At 32.9% G+C, this 16,799-nt stretch carries 11 protein-coding genes and 1 tRNA gene; 11 read left to right on the top strand and 1 reads right to left on the bottom strand.

The genetic code is table 11. The features are described from left to right. Positions 1-70: 70 nt before the first annotated feature. The 11 genes from Q0983_RS08770 (at position 71) to Q0983_RS08720 (ending at position 16,215) form a co-directional block, all read left to right on the top strand. Entirely contained in the window at positions 71-3,274 is a 3,204-nt protein-coding gene (locus tag Q0983_RS08770) for a TonB-dependent receptor (protein WP_299551494.1), read from the top strand. A 9-nt stretch (positions 3,275-3,283) separates the two neighbouring features. After that, on the top strand, positions 3,284-5,296 hold the full coding sequence (locus Q0983_RS08765; protein ID WP_299551491.1) for a RagB/SusD family nutrient uptake outer membrane protein: 2,013 nt from the start codon (positions 3,284-3,286) through the stop codon (positions 5,294-5,296). Between the two features lie 33 nt (positions 5,297-5,329). Next, on the top strand, positions 5,330-6,610 hold the full coding sequence (locus tag Q0983_RS08760) for a DUF5000 domain-containing lipoprotein (RefSeq protein ID WP_299551488.1): 1,281 nt from the start codon (positions 5,330-5,332) through the stop codon (positions 6,608-6,610). Between the two features lie 11 nt (positions 6,611-6,621). Next, complete coding sequence (locus Q0983_RS08755) at positions 6,622-7,308, top strand: DUF4998 domain-containing protein (RefSeq protein WP_299551485.1); 687 nt, start codon at positions 6,622-6,624, stop codon at positions 7,306-7,308. 210 nt (positions 7,309-7,518) lie between these two features. Beyond that, entirely contained in the window at positions 7,519-7,755 is a 237-nt protein-coding gene (locus tag Q0983_RS08750) for a hypothetical protein (protein ID WP_299551482.1), read from the top strand. A 423-nt stretch (positions 7,756-8,178) separates the two neighbouring features. Continuing rightward, positions 8,179-12,318, top strand: coding sequence for a two-component regulator propeller domain-containing protein (locus Q0983_RS08745; protein WP_299551480.1), 4,140 nt, complete (start codon positions 8,179-8,181; stop codon positions 12,316-12,318). Positions 12,319-13,177: 859 nt separating this feature from the next. Further along, entirely contained in the window at positions 13,178-13,372 is a 195-nt protein-coding gene (locus tag Q0983_RS08740) for a cold-shock protein (RefSeq protein WP_299551477.1), read from the top strand. Between the two features lie 59 nt (positions 13,373-13,431). Then, positions 13,432-13,626, top strand: a complete 195-nt coding sequence (gene rpsU / locus Q0983_RS08735) for a 30S ribosomal protein S21 (protein WP_299551474.1) — start codon at positions 13,432-13,434, stop codon at positions 13,624-13,626. Positions 13,627-13,631: 5 nt separating this feature from the next. After that, on the top strand, positions 13,632-14,372 hold the full coding sequence (locus tag Q0983_RS08730; protein WP_299551582.1) for an NYN domain-containing protein: 741 nt from the start codon (positions 13,632-13,634) through the stop codon (positions 14,370-14,372). Between the two features lie 16 nt (positions 14,373-14,388). Next, the gene (locus tag Q0983_RS08725; RefSeq protein WP_299551472.1) at positions 14,389-15,249 is read left to right on the top strand and encodes an RNA polymerase sigma factor RpoD/SigA; all 861 of its coding nucleotides are present in this window, start codon (positions 14,389-14,391) and stop codon (positions 15,247-15,249) included. A 132-nt stretch (positions 15,250-15,381) separates the two neighbouring features. Beyond that, on the top strand, positions 15,382-16,215 hold the full coding sequence (locus tag Q0983_RS08720) for a sterol desaturase family protein (RefSeq protein WP_299551469.1): 834 nt from the start codon (positions 15,382-15,384) through the stop codon (positions 16,213-16,215). 378 nt (positions 16,216-16,593) lie between these two features. On the opposite strand, the gene Q0983_RS08715 is transcribed toward Q0983_RS08720, so the two are convergent. Next, positions 16,594-16,667, bottom strand: a tRNA-Arg gene (locus tag Q0983_RS08715). Between the last annotated feature and the right edge of the window lie 132 nt (positions 16,668-16,799).

Raw genomic sequence — 16,799 nt, 5'->3', positions numbered from 1 at the left:
TAAGGCCAGCATTAATTAAACTAAAAATGACCATTAATTAAAAATTTATTCCAAAAATTTCAGCTAAATAATGAAAAACTATCCAACTAAATTAATTACAAACCGGTTCTTAATTTGTTTTTTTATATCCATTTCACTTATGGGTTATGCCAACAAAACAGATATAAGTACTAAAAGTTTTGTTTCTATACCTCTTCAAGATAATATCATAGAAGGTACTGTCATAGCATCGGCTGACGGATTGCCAATTCCTGATGTTAACGTTAAAGTTAAAGGAAAACAAGGTGGAACCATTACGGATTTTGATGGTAATTTTCTTATCAAAGTACAAATTGGTGACATACTAGTATTTTCTTATGTGGGGTATAAAACAAAAGAAATTACAATAACAAATAAAACCAAGTTAAATATTGCTTTGGAAACCGACACATCACAACTAGATGAAGTAACAGTAGTTGCGTTTGGAACACAAAAAAAAGAAAGTGTTGTTGCCGCCATTACAACGGTTAAACCAGAAGAATTAAAAATTCCAGCAAGCAATTTAACCACATCATTTTCCGGAAAGATTCCCGGTGTTATTGCCTTCCAAAGATCCGGCGAACCAGGTGCCGATAATGCCGAATTCTTTATAAGAGGTGTTTCAACGTTTGGTTTTGCCACTTCTCCACTGATATTAATAGATGGCATTGAGTCAACAACCAATGACCTAGCAAGAATTGAAGTAGAAGACATTGATAGTTTCTCTGTAATGAAAGATGCAACTGCTGCCGCATTATATGGATCTAGAGGTGCAAATGGTGTTATTTTGGTTAATACCAAAGAAGGTGAAGAAGGTAAAGTAAAATTATCTCTAAAATACGAAACTTCATTTTCTTCAAACACAAGAGATATTGAATATGCCGACCCCATCACCTATATGAATTTATTCAATGAAGCGAGAGTAAACGAAGGTGGGGTCCTGCCTTTTACCCAAAATCAAATAGATGGTGTTAGAAATAAAGTAAACCCCTATGTGTTTCCAGCAACTGATTGGTTGGGTTTATTATTCAAGGAAACAGCAGTTAACAAACGTTTAAACCTTAATGTTTCCGGAGGAGGCAAGGTTGCAAGATATTATCTATCCACAACTTATTCACATGATAATGGTATATTAAACTCAGACGATTCTAGAGGTGTTAACAGTGGTATATCGCTAAACAGAATTCAGGTACGCTCTAATAACAATATAAAAATTACACCAACCACAAATGGCAAGGTTCAAGTTTATGTAGCCTACGATGATTATCAGGGTCCTAGAGATGGTGCCTCTAGTCTATTTGATAAAATTCGCAGAACAAGCCCTGTCCAATTTCCTGCTTTTTTTGAACCTGATGAAGCAAACCAATTTGCCACTCAAGTATTATTTGGTAATGATGATGGTGGCAATTTAAATTATATTAATCCTTACGCAGATGCTGTTAGTGGATACAGAGAGTATACCAGATCTAAAATGAGTTTACAAATTAATTTAGATCAAAAGATTACTGCAGATTTAAAAGTCCGATTTAAAGGAGGGTACGACAGAAACTCATATTTTGAAATAAGAAGAGGCTACGATCCTTTTTATTATGAAGTTCAAAGTTATGACAAATTTAATGACACCTATATTCTTAATTGGTTAAACGAAGATGACAACCCCGAAGATGCTATTGGTTTTGAAGCCGCAGATAATTCCACCGTTAGCTCTAGATTATATATGGAATTTGCAGCTATGTATGACAAAACCTTTAATGAAACTCATAATGTTTCAGCTACTTTAATTACAACTTCTACTGAAAACACAAATGATTCTGGTTCCAATTTACAAGCCTCTTTACCATCTAGGAATATTGGTTATGCAGGTCGATTTACTTATGGATATGATTCTAAATACTTTGCCGAGTTTAACTTTGGATATAATGGTTCTGAACGTTTCTCTAAAGAAAATCGTTTTGGATTTTTTCCTTCAGTAGGTGCTGGGTGGACGGTATCCAAGGAAAATTTCTGGGAACCCTATAGAGATGTGGTAAACAAATTTAGAATTACAGCCACCTATGGCTTAGTAGGTAATGACAATATTGGTAATTCAAGTGATCGCTTCTTTTATCTCTCAGAAATCAACTTAAACGATAACAGTAGAAATGCCAGCTTTGGTGAAGAAACTTATGTAACCCTAAATGGCGTCGATGTACAAAGATATGCCAATGCCGATATTACTTGGGAAACGGCTGAAAAATTTGATTTAGGGCTGCAAATTGGTCTTTTTAATAATATGTTTGATATGGAGTTTCATTACTTCTCAGATAGACGCCATGATATTTTCTTACCCAGAAACGAAATACCGGCATCCTTAGGTTTAACAGCTCAAATTTTTGCAAATTCTGGTGAGGCCCGAAGCCATGGATTTGAAGGTAGGTTCAATTACAAAAACCAAATTAATAAAGATTTATACATTCAAGCTAATGCTAATTTTACATATGCTACAAGTGAGTTTCTAAAATTTGACGAACCTGATTATTCTGCTACTCCATGGAGATCGCGAGTAGGTAATCCAATTCGCCAATCCTATGGATATGTCGCAGAACGATTATTTATAGATGCCGAAGATGCGGCTAATTCGCCACAACAATTTGGTAGAACACCAAATATACAATATGGAGAAGGAGATATCAAATATAAAGATATCAATGGTGATGGTAAGATAAATGAGGCTGATGAAGTACCTATTGGAAATCCTACATCTCCTGAAATTAATTATGGTTTTGGGTTTTCAATAGGATATAAAAATTGGGACTTAAATATGTTTTTCAATGGTATAGGCTTAACTTCTTTTTTTATTAATGCAGCAGAAACTTCTCCTTTCAACCAATATACAACTGGCTCAGGTGCAAATCAACGCCTAGCAACAAACAACTTATTAAAGGTTTACGCAGATAATCACTGGTCTAGAGAAAATAGGGATTTGTATGCCCTTTGGCCAAAATTAACATCAGAACCAGTACAAAATAATAGAGTTAGGAGTACTTGGTTTCTAAGAGACGGAGCACTTTTAAGGCTACGTTCTTTAGAAATTGGGTATACAATACCTAAGGCTTTCACAAGAAAGTTTAATGTATCTAGAGCAAGACTATATGCTTCTGGAAACAATTTATACACATGGAGCAAATTTGATTTGTGGGATCCTGAATTAGGAGGTAATGCTTTTAATTATCCAAACCAAAGAGTAATTAACCTAGGTGCTAGAATAAACTTTTAAATGAAAACTATGAAAACTAAAATAAATATTAATAAATCGTTTTTAATTATTTTGGCAATTATTTTAGCGACATCATGTAGTGATTTTTTAGATGTCGTTCCAGATGATATTGCAACTATAGAAGATGCTTTTGATGATCAAAACTCGGCAAAAAGCTATCTTTATACCTGTTACAGTTGGATGCCAAACTTAGGTAACCAATCTAATAATCCAACGTTTTATGGTGGTGACGAAGTGTTAATAGATCCCACAAATTTAGCTGCCATAAGTAACTTAACAAACATTAACTTATGGAACATTGCTCTCGGGGAACAAAATGTGGACACCCCTCTTGCCGATTATTGGACAGGTAATGGTGGAGGTAAAAACATGTATAATGGCATTAGAGATTGTAATATTTTTATAGAAAACATAGACAATGTTATCTCTATAGAGCTAAGTGAAAGACTCCGTTGGAAAGCTGAAGCCAAATTTTTAAAAGCTTACTACCATTTTTATTTATTTAGAATGTACGGCCCAATAATATTGGTGGACGAAAATATAAGTATTGATGCGCCAACCAATGAATTTCAACAATTTAGATCTACAGTTGATGAATGTGTGACTTTCATTGCTGATTTATTTAGAGAAGCAGCAGATGATTTACCAAATATAATTACCGACAGAGAATTAGAATTAGGACGCGCAACAAAACCTGCAGCATATGCCATGAGAGCCAGAGTACTTACTTATGCAGCAAGTCCATTGTTTAACGGTAATGGTGATTACTCTTCGCTAGTTGATAAAAGAGGTATATCACTGTTTCCTCAAACTTTCGATGAAACAAAATGGCAAGTAGCAGCAGAAGCTTGTAAGCAAGCTATAGATACAGCTGAAGCATCTGGAGCAACATTATTCAGGTTTGACCCAAATGAAATAGCATTACCATCAGGTCAATCAGTTGCAGATGTACCAGAAGAAATTATTAATGTTCTAACCATTCAACAATCCTTATCCGAACGATGGACCGAAGAGAAACTTTTTGTTTCAACAGAAGGTCGCGCAGGCGGCGGTTTACAAAACCAAGCACAAGCTAGAACCCATACTAGGTTTTCAAATAACATAAATGTGGGATGCAACTTTTCACCGCCATTGCGTATAGCTGAAATGTTCTATACTAAAAATGGTGTGCCTATTGATGAAGATACAACTTGGGATTATGAAAACAGATATCAATTACGTAACTATACAACTGCAACCGATACTGACACCAATGGCAATGGAGTTCCTGATAATCAGTATTATGTCAAAAATGGCGAAACCACTATTAACTTACATTTTGATAGAGAAGTTCGCTTTTATGGTAGTTTAGGCTTTGATAGAGGAATTTGGTATGGAAACCCAGCGGTATATAATGGTTCAACTAATGCAGGTTACGAAGACCATTATCTGGAAGGCAGAGGAGCTTCAGAATACTCTGGAACTAACCAAGGAGCAGGAAGACGCTCAAGTACAGGTTATTATGCAAAAAAAGTAACTAACTTCAACAATACTATTAGGCATGATGGCAATGGAACATCTGTAAGAGATTACCCATTTCCTGAGATACGTTTAGCCGATTTGTATTTATTATATGCAGAATGTTTAAATGAAGTCGGAGACATAACTGCGGCTCAAATAAATATTGACATAGTAAGAGAAAGAGCCGGATTAGATGGTGTTGCCGCTTCATGGGCTAATTTTTCTAGTCAACCCGATAAACCTTCAAACAAAGTTGGGTTAAGAGATATTATTCAACAAGAACGTATGATTGAATTAGCATTTGAAGGACAGCGGTTCTGGGATTTAAGGCGTTGGAAACTGGCAGAACAATATTATAATCAACCCTACAAAGGTTGGAACATTGAGGCGGAAACTCCTGAAGATTATTACATTCCAGTAACTGGATTGGTACGTTCTTTTTCATTTAAAGAGTATTTATGGCCGATACGAACTAATGAAATTTTAACAAACCCAAACCTTATTCAAAATGTTGGATGGTAATTTTAAATATTATAAAAATTAAATAAATAGATTATGAAAACTTATTTAACTTTAATTTATCCTTTACTAATTTCTATTGTCGTAATTGGTTGTGGTGAAGAAGAACCTATAGGGCAAACCCCTACCGAAAGTTACCCTCCTGAACCCATATCAAATGTTACATCAAAAAGCATTCCTGGTGGAGCGAATATTTCTTATACTCCTCCAACAAACACCGATTTTTCCCATGTTGAGGCGGTGTATAAAGTAAATGACCAATTAAGTAGAGTTGCTAAATCATCAAAATTTACTCAAAGTATAACAGTTGATGGTTTCCCTAATACGAACCCGCAAAAAGTAACTCTATATGCGGTTGATTATAATGGCAATAAATCTACCCCCGTTGAAACGGAAATCATGCCATTAACGCCTCCTTATATAAATGTCTTTGAATCGCTTCGAGTTAGAGCAGATTTTGCGGGTATATTCTTAGAATGGGAGAATGAATTGAATAAATTTATGGGTTTTACCGTTTTAAAATATGATGAATTTGGTGATTTTATACCTTATGAAGTAATTTACGATGATTTTACAACCTTTAACGCCAATTCAAGAGGGTTAGAGCCAATTGAAACCGAATTGGGCGTTTTTGTAAGAGATGAATATGGAAATGTTAGTGACACTCTTGTAGGACTATATACGCCCTTATTTGAAATAGAACTTGATAAATCAGATTGGAAGGTAGCGAATTTAGATACAGATGTTCCCTTTTCCACAAGAAATTCAGGAGTAAGTTATGAAAAAGGCTTTGACGGTATTACTTTTCAAAGATTCAATACAGGATATGTATCGCAACAAAATGCATCTTCATCTTATAAATTATACCTACCACACCATTTAACTTACGATTTAGGAGAAACTAATTTATTAAGCCGCTTTATTTATACACCAATAGATAACTGGAGTTACAAACAGGGTGGAATAAAAGTTTTGGAAGTATGGGGTACAAATGACCAATCCCTTATAGACAGAGAATTTAATGGAGCTTACGTTTGGCCGGATGGGGATGATCCTAATGTAACAAATAATTGGAGAGAAGAAGGTATGGATGGATGGACACTTCTAGGAACATTCGAAACTACTAAACCATCAGGCTTACCGGGCACACAAGTAGCTGCTGGTGATAATGAATTTGGCGAACTAGGATTTGAATTTAATTTCCCCCCAAATACACCTCCCGTGAGGTGGGTAAGATGGAGATCGAAAGAAGTTTGGGATAACACTTTGTACTCGGCTTGGGCCGAAATGACCTTATTTGGAGCACCTACTGACTAAATCAAAAAAACATGAAATACATATTTATATTACCCACAGTACTATTACTATTTGTTAACTGCACGGACACCAATGAACTGCACCAAAAATACTTAGACCGAGGAGAAACCATTTATACAGAAAAACCGGATTCCTTAGTAGTGTTTAAAGGAAATAATAGAGTCAAAGTACAATGGTATCAATATTCAGATTTAAGTATAAAAAAAGGACGTGTTTATTGGAATAATAGAGCAGATTCTATAGACATTGACATTAATATTACTCCTATTGTTAGAGATGAAGTATCCATTATAATCCCAAATTTAGAAGAGGGAAGTTATATTTTCGAAGTATTTTCTATGGATTCCAAGGGAAACAGATCTGTTCCAGTTGCGCAAACTGGAAGATCTTTAGGTTCTAATTTCATAACTTCCTTAAACAATAGAAGAATCTTATCACATGTACAAACAGCAAATGATATTACATTTAATATGAGCACTGCCATATTTGATGATTATATTACTAATAGTTTTACTTACTACAACCTTGCTGGAGAACTGCAAACAGTAAGCCTGACGGAAGATAATTTAGACAGTATTACAATTGCATTGACCGATATTGATATTACAAAAAACATATCATACAGGTCGGAATATTTACCAGATGGTAATGCTATAGACACTTTTTACACAGGCTATGTCGAATATCATATCCAATAAAAATTAATACTAATTTTCCGTATTATAAAACTGATGATAGCGTCTTAATAAAAAAGAGCCTCCAAAAGCAGGTTCTTTTTTTACGTAAAAAATGTTTTAGAAAATGATAAAATATTCTCCATTATTGCTTATTCACTCATTACTTCTATTTTTAGAATGAAATGTTAAAAAAACATGCAAATTTTAAATCTAGAGAATGAACTTATTCAGATGACGTGCATTGCAACAATTACATTGGCAGTTTTTCATTTCATAACTATACCTGCTATTGATCTGGAGAACATAGTTTCAGGAAGAACAGGTTATACAGCTTTGGTCGACATAAGCATTTACGTTCCCACAGATTTTTTAATTGTAAAAAATAAAAATGTTAAATTATTTGAAAGTACTATTCAAGTGGCGACTTGCCAATTAGTTGAAGTAAACCATAAAATAAATCTTATTTAAATGATTACTTCTTAAAAGGTCTATTGAAATAGAAATTGATTTAAGGGTTACAGAAAAGGAGTTACCTGTTTTACCAAGCGTTACAACCAAATTTATTTTATAAAACAATTAACAAAACCAACAATCTACCATTGAATATAATGAAACGTGATTTTGTGAATATCAATATTGTGCAAATGGCAGTATGTGGTAATACTTGCTGGATTAGAATGGCTCGTCAAGCGTATCAAATAACACCACAAAAAGAATATTTCTATTTTGAAGTCCAGCTAAATAATGACTCCCTCTTTATCAAAAATTGTTGGCTAGTAACCCTGAAAAATCTCATTTTTCAAAGGATTATATGTACATATTCGTTTTATTAAAAATTGCAATAAAGTGGTATATTTGAATAGAAGTGTCATCAAAAAAAGCCTGTCAAAATTGAAAACTAAAAAACTATTACACATAAAATATTCTATTTTAATAGTTTTATTATTAAATCAGATGTTCCATGTTTATGGACAAAATGATTATTATTTTAAAAAGTTAGAAGTTGACGGCATATCATTTAATTATAATGTTAGAACTATTTTTAAAGATAGTTACGGGCTTTTATGGATTGGCACGAATGATGGTTTATATCAATATAATGGGAGCGAAATAAAGGCTTTCTTGTATGATGTTTTTAATGAGTACTCCTTACCAAATAATACAATTAACAAGAATATATTAGAGGATCATAACCGTGATCTTTGGTTGGGAACCAGTAGCTACTTGGTTATGTATAACCGCAAAAAAGATCAATTCTTAGGTTTTAAAAAGTCTTATACTTTTCTTCCCCTCCAAGTTACCTCAAATGGAAACATTTGGGTTGAAAAGTTGAATCATGGGTTGTTTAATGTAACAACCAACAAAGACAAAACAAAAGCCAATATTGGAAATAATTTTTTTGAAAAATTTGGCCAAACTACATCTGGAAGAATTAATGCCTTAATAGAAGATAAGTTTCAAAGAATCTGGATCGCAACTTCTAAAGGTATTTTTTTGCATACTGAGGATAAACTGGTTCAATCTTCGGGCTTTAATTTACAGGTATTACAATTAAAACCATATAAAGAGAATACTTTATTAGCTGTTTGCAGAGATGGTATTTATATTTTGGAGTACAATTATTCAGATGCTTCATTAAGGGTATTGAACAAGTTTAGTGATTTCTTAAATCATAATACACCTCGCCCAAGAAATATTACTGATGCTGTAAAGGATTCCAATTCTGATGACTTATGGGTTGGAACTAACTTAGGTTTGTTCAAAATTAATGTAAATGGCGAGGACAAAAAGTATACTGGTTTTTTTTCAGATGAAGATGCCTCAAACACTTTGAACGCCAATCATATTACCTCTCTTTGCTATGATGATTTTAACAACTTATGGGTGGGGAGTTTAAATGGAGTAAATAAAGTTGTAAAGCGTTCCAAGCTTTTCAAATATGTAAAGCCCATTCAAAACCAGAATTTAGAAAATGTATTTGCGCAAACCTTATTTACCGATAAGCAAGATAATCTTTGGCTACCTATTGGAGGGCAACTATTTAAGTGCAATGTAGAGGAAGAATCCTATCAAGCCATTAAAACAAACATTAATAATATAAGAGGTATTGTTCCTACTTATGACGGAAAACAATGGATTCTGTTTAACAGAAGAAATGTTTTTTATACGAAACAAATACAGTCTACAACAAGGAGTATTGAAACAAGCCTGATTAAATCGTATAAGAAAAGAATTGAAACGGTCCTTCCATTAAATAATGGTGAAATTTTGGTTGGTTTATGGGGTCAGGGAGGCGTGGATATCTTAAATTCGAAAGAAGGCCTTTCAAACTTTAAAAAATCATTTATAAAGCAATTTAAAGGTAAAAATGTATTCGCACTTAGGCAGGACAAGTTTGGCAACATATGGATCGGAACCAGAGGAACAGGCTTATTCCGTATTAATACTGAAAAAGAAGAAATAAAGGAGTATCTTCCTGATAGCAGTTTAGGAATAACTTCAAATGCAATTTTAAGCTTTTACGACACAAAGGACAACTTTTGGATAACTACAAGGGGAGGTGGTATTATGAGGTATAATTATTCAAGTGATACCTTTTTTCCTTACAATAGAAATGATGGCTTAAACTCATTAACTGTAACTGCAGTTCAACAAGATAGTAAAGGAACTCTTTGGTTTAGTACGGGAAGTGGCATTGCCAGATACGATAAAGAAGCGGATAAATTCTTGTCCTTAGGCTATAGAGATGACATTGAGGAAGTCTCTTTCGTATTTAATTCTTCTGCCGCCAGTAGAGATAAAGCTTATATTTATTTTGGTTGTAAAGGAGGGTTTTATATTGTCAATACTGAAGAATTCAGACTTAACGAAAAAAAACCTAACACTTTCATTACCAAATTTTCAACAATAGGTGTTGAAAAAAACGCTAAAATAAAAAGTAATAGAATTACAAATTATAACATTCGAGATGATAAAAAAACTGTGCTAACATATGATAAAAACAATGTTATGATAAATTTCTCGTCTTCAGATTTCACTGCACCATATAGAAATAAATATGCATATAAATTAGAAGGCTTAAATGATTTTTGGGTTTATACAAACAATTCTAACAAGACCGCCATTTTTAACGATTTAACCCCTAAAGACTATGTTTTCAAAGTAAAAAGTTCAAATAGTAATGGCACTTGGAATGAAAACCCGGCCGTATTTATGTTTACTGTTAAACCGCCTTTTTGGTTAAGCAATGTAGCCATATTAATCTATACCCTCTTGGCCTTAATTTCATTATATATAGCCTACTATCTTATAAAAAAATGGTATGATTTAAAACAAAATATTATTAAGGAAACAATAAGCCATCAAAAAGACAACCAACACAATAGAATGAAAATGATATTTTTCACAGATATCTCGCACGAGTTAAGAACTCCCTTAAGTCTTATCTCTGGTGTCATAGAAAAAGTTCAAACCGAAAGGCAATATAATATTAGCCCTTCAACAGTATCTAGAATTAGGGCAAACGTTAATAAAATGGGAAGACTTATTAACCAAATAATGGATATAAGAAAGTTTGAAGCAGGTGAATTTAGAATTAAAGTCTCCAAAAATGACATTATTGAGGATTTTAAAAACATTAAAAATGCCTTTGATGATTTTGCTGATATTTATGATATCAATTTTTACTTTCGAAGTAAACAAGATCATTTAAAAGCATATTATGATATTGAGATTTTAGATAAAATACTCTACAACTTACTATCAAATGCCTTTAAATATACACCCGAAAAGGGCACAATTGAAATAATAATAGAAAAAGTACACTCAGACAATATTTCAAATCAAGAAATAGAACTTAAAAAAGAAGGAAAGCATATTAAATGTAGTATTAAAGATACTGGTGTTGGAATTCCAAAAGAAGATTTAAACTTTATTTTTGATAGGTTTTATCAAGCAAATAAGGTCCCTACCCACCAAATCCCCGGAACAGGTATTGGTATGGAATTGGTACAAAAGCTAATCGAATGTCACAATGGTGCAATAAAAGTTGATAGTGAAGAGAATGTATATACTACTTTTACATTTTATATTCCCATAGAAAAAGAACATTATAAAAAAAATGAGTTCAGAAAAGAAAAACCAAAGAATACGATTAGACCATTAATCAGACAGCAAACCGCAATTATGGAGTCCTTTGAGGAAGGTCCATTAGATGGGAATAAACCAAAAGTACTTTTAATAGAAGATAAACGTGAAATCAGAGCAATGGTTAAAGACTATTTGAAAACTGATTTTAATATTCTTGAAGCGTCAAATGGTAAAGAAGGTTATGAGGTAATTGTTAAAGAAGAGCCTCAGTTAATAATCAGTGATATTTTAATGCCCATTCAAGATGGAATTACTATGCTTAAAGACATAAAGAAAAATCCAAAAATTTGTCATATCCCAATTATTATGTTAACAGCAAAGGACTTGTTAGAAGTTAAAATTGAATGTTTAGCATTGGGAGCGGATGACTATATTGAAAAACCATTTAGTCTAGAATATATTAAATGGAAGGTAAAAAATATGCTTTTATCCCGTAGACATATGCAGGAAAAGTTCTCTAAAGTCATTTCTGCAGAACCGTCAAATTTAGACATTGAATCTCATGATGAAAAGTTTATTAGAAAATTAATAAGGATTATTGAAAACTCAATTGATGATGACTTGTTAACCGTTGAATTTTTAGCTTCGGAAGTAGGAACAAGTAGAGCAAATCTTTATAGGAAGTTGAAAACTATTATAAATGATTCTCCATCTAACTTTATAAAAAAAATAAGATTAAAACGTGCAGCTCAATTGCTTGAAGAAACGAGTTTGTACGTTTCTGAGGTCGCTTATATGTGCGGTTTTAAAAACCAAAAGCACTTTAGCAAGGTTTTCTCAAAAGAATTTGGTGTTAGCCCAAGTGATTATGCCCAACAGTTTAGTAGGGCTATTGATGAAAATTCCCTAAAACTTAAAGAGCTAATTGAAAGAAGCGAATAATCGAATAGTAAAACAATTGTTATCAATAAAATGCTTGTAGACTGGATTTGATATTAGCGCTGATATTAAAAAGAGCTTGGTTGGTATTTATTATGTTAAGATTTTAGTTAAAAGGTTAATCGAGACGGGGTTTGAACTTAAAATGTAATCCCTTATATATTAGTTTATTGAACTATAAAGTAAATTAGGTAAAGCAATAGTGAACAAAAAAGTGACATTAAACGAATTGTTTCGAAACGAACCGAAAACAAAAACCCCGTACTTCCTATAAACTGTGGGGTAATGAATTAAATTGAATTTTACTTAGTGATCGCGGCAGGATTATTTTCAATGATCCTTCGGTACTTTACAGTACGAGCATAAAGCCTGAAAGCTGTGCTTTATTGTACTTTTTTTGTGCCACAAACCTCAAAGGATATTGGGCTTATGCCACAAAAAAAGCCCAACACAAAGTGTCAGGCTTCTCTTGTGATCGCGACAGGATTAGAACTAATCTCTCTCTCATCCCATATATTTACTACACTTTTAATGTTTATTCTTGCAACTGCTGACCGATTTGTTAACCGATTTAGATATGTTTCTGATTTTCGGCAAATACAAATTTGAAAAATTCTTTAATTATAATGATAGGAATTAGATTATTCCAGTTTAAATGTTGTTCTTTGTAGTGATTAGCGAAACTGTTTCTTTAGCAAAGATTTTTATACTTCCATTTAACTCCTTTCTATTTTAATTTTTATTGCTAGCCAATATTATACAGTTACTAAGAGGTTTCAATATTAGGTTGATCATTCACACTTAATCACTCTTATTTTTTGACTCGTATAGATAATAATAATACAAATCAAATTTTAAAATTATGAAAGAAGGAAAAGTAAAGTTCTTTAACAGAACTAAAGGGTTCGGGTTTATCACGTCTACAGACAATGGAGAAGATATTTTTGTACACGAATCAGGATTAATCGATCGAATTAACGAAAATGACAAAGTTAAATTCGAAGTTGAACACGGTAAAAAGGGTTTGAACGCTGTTAACGTTGAACTCGTCAACTAATTTTACACAGAGGCAGTTACATTTTAGTCAATGAACCTTTTTAAAAAGACAAAAGAACTATGCTTATTATAAAGATAAAGTCGGATGAAAAAATTGATCGAGCCTTAAAACGATACAAACGAAAGTTTAGGAATACTAAGCAATTACAGCAATTAAAGAGTAAAAAAACTTTTACAAAAAAGTCTACCAAAAGAAGAGAAGAAATCGCAAAAGCGAAATACAAAGAAGATTATCGGCGTTCACAAGAAATTTGAATATGATGGATAGCAATCAGCATTTAGCAGTTTTAATTGATGGCGATAATGTTCCTTCCAAGTATGTCAAGGAATTGCTCGAAGAAATCGCTAAATATGGTAATCCAACTTTAAAAAGAATCTATGGGGATTGGACAAAACCCAGTTTGACTAAATGGAAAAAAGTTCTACTTGAAAACGCCATAACTCCTATTCAGCAATACAGTTACACCATAGGTAAGAATGCTACAGATTCTGCTATGATTATTGATGCTATGGATATTTTATATTCCAAAAAAGTGAATGGTTTTTGCTTAGTTTCGAGTGACAGCGACTTCACAAAACTGGCTATAAGACTAAGAGAGGCAGGAATGACTGTATATGGTATTGGTGAAAAGAAAACACCTAACCCCTTTATTGTTGCCTGTGATAAATTCATTTATTTGGAAATACTAAAAAAGGAAACTGAGCAAGGAATTAATAATACGTCAAAAACCAAAGTACCCAAACCTAAAGTTGATAAAATCACACCAACAGTTGTAAATTTAATTAGAACAACAATTTCTGATGTGGAAGATGATGAAGGTTGGGCGTTTTTAGGCGAGGTAGGGACTTTACTTCAAAAAAAACAGCCCAATTTTGACCCTAGAAATTATGGCTTTCAAAAATTAACTCCATTAATTAACTCCATAAGTAAATTCGAAATAGAACCAAGAAAACATCCAAAAACTAATCAAAAGCTTATTTATGTTAGAATAATTGCATAAACGCTAAACGTATTATATGAAATCTCTTTATATAAGTAAGCAAATTACACTTAGAAGTACCGAATCAATAGCTAAATATTTAGCTGAGATTAGTAAATTTAGTTTAATAAATGCTGAACGAGAAGTAGAATTAGCCGCTTTGATAAGAAGTGGAAATCAAGAGGCTCTAAATGAACTTACTAAGGCCAATCTAAGATTTGTTGTCTCGGTGGCAAAACAATATCAAAACCAAGGATTAGCATTATCCGATTTAATAAATGAAGGTAATTTAGGTTTACTTACAGCCGCCAGAAGGTTTGACGAAACACGAGGGTTTAAATTTATTTCCTACGCCGTATGGTGGATTAGACAAAGCATAATACAGGCTTTAGCCCAAAATTCTAGAATAGTTAGGTTACCATTGAATAAGATAGGTGTTATAAATAAAATAAAAGAATCTACATCTTTTTTTGAACAAAAACACAACCGGGCTCCATCTGCAGATGAAATTGCTGATATTATTGAAGTTTCTGTTTTAGAAATAGAGCTTTGTTTAAAAAATGCCAAGTATTCTGTCTCTATGGATGCACCACTTTCCGAAGATACCGATTTGAATTTACACAATCGTGTTAAAACCAATGAGTTTGATACACCGGATAAAACCTTATTAATCAACTCATTGCAAACAGATTTAGGAACTGTTATAAATTCACTTTCTGAACGAGAGTCAGAAATAATCAAGCTTCATTACGGTATTGGAGGTGTTTCGCCAATGACATTAAGTGACATAGGCAAAACGCTCGAAATTACCAGAGAACGCGTTAGACAAATTAAAGAACAAGCTATCAATAAGCTAAAAAAATCTAAAGGATCTAATCTATTATTAAAGTATTTATAACACAAATCATATGTCAATTTAATAATAAGTTTATTTAAAAAACCAATATACTTTATCAAAAAAAAAGAGCTTTCATTAGAAACACTTCTCCAACTAGATTTCAACACTATTATTTGGATTGCAGCACCCATTATGTTTGCATTAGTGGCTCTTGAATACTACCTTTCAATTAAACAACAAAAGAAATTATATCATGGAAAGGATTTCTTGGCATCTTCTGCAATAGGCTTTGGTAATTTATTTGTCAATGCATTTACAAAAGTTGGAACTTTTTATATTGTTGTGGTTTGTTACAATCTTACTCCATGGAGTATTCCTCATACATGGTGGTCATATTTGCTATGTTTTCTTTCACTAGATTTTGTTAGATATTGGTCTCATAAAATTTCTCATGAACAGCGTTTTTGGTGGTCCACACATATTGTGCATCACAGTTCTTCTTTCTTTAATTTGTCTACCTCATTTAGGTTGTCTTGGGTACAAAACTTAAAACTAGTATTTTTTATACCCGTATTTATGCTAAGTTTTGATCCAACAGTTTTTATTATCGTACATCAACTCGAAATATTATATCAATTTTGGATACATACCGAGTTGATACGTAAGTTACCAAAACCTATTGAATATATTTTTGTAACACCCTCTCACCATCGTGTACACCATTCCGTAAATGCCAATTACATTGATAAAAACTATGGTTCTACTCTAATTATTTGGGATCGTATCTTCGGTACTTTTAAAGAGGAAAATGAGCAGGCTGTTTATGGTATAACCAAACCTGTTAATTCGTTTAATCCAATATACTTAGTATTCCACGCATGGGGCGATTTATTCATGGATATTTGGAAACGTCCCGCTATGATTTGGAAGATATTATTTGGTAGTCCAACTGTTTGGGAACGTGAGCAAATTAAAAAAAAGAAAACGAAGGATTCAGAACATCCATTTGCAGGCAATGTACACTAAAACAAACAACAATAAAAATCATACATTTTGACATAAAAAGGTGATGTCTAATATGTCAAAGCAAACAAGAGTATAAATTCACCCCCTCTATTGGCTGGGTTTCAAGCCTAGTGATCGCGACAGGATTATTTTCAATGATCCCTTAGTGCTTTACCGTACAAACGTAAAGCCCTAAAGCCGTACTTTATTGTTCTTTTTCGTGTTCCATACATTAAATGTTACTTGAGCTGTTCCACAAAAAAAGCCCAACACAAAGTGTCAGGCTTCTCTTGTGATCGCGACAGGATTAAATATCCTTAGCACTCCGTGCTGAAAATAGTACAAACAAAAAAACGCTCAAGTAAACTTGGCGTTTTTTCTTATTGAACTATTTATCCGTGATCGCGACAGGATTCGAACCTGTGACCGTCTGCTTAGAAGGCAGATGCTCTATCCAGCTGAGCTACGCGACCATTAAAGCGGTGCAAATATAAAATTAAACCTATATCTAACCAAAATAAATGGTCATATTTTTTACAGAGATTTATTATGGAGTTATCATGGAGCTATCATTATAAAAAAATAAAACGCCGTACTAAAAAGTA

Origin of the sequence: Seonamhaeicola sp., from assembly GCF_028281565.1 — a bacterium.
Taxonomy (GTDB): domain Bacteria; phylum Bacteroidota; class Bacteroidia; order Flavobacteriales; family Flavobacteriaceae; genus Seonamhaeicola.
Note: the sequence above shows the minus strand (reverse complement) of the source record. Positions and strands in the feature narration are given on the sequence as shown.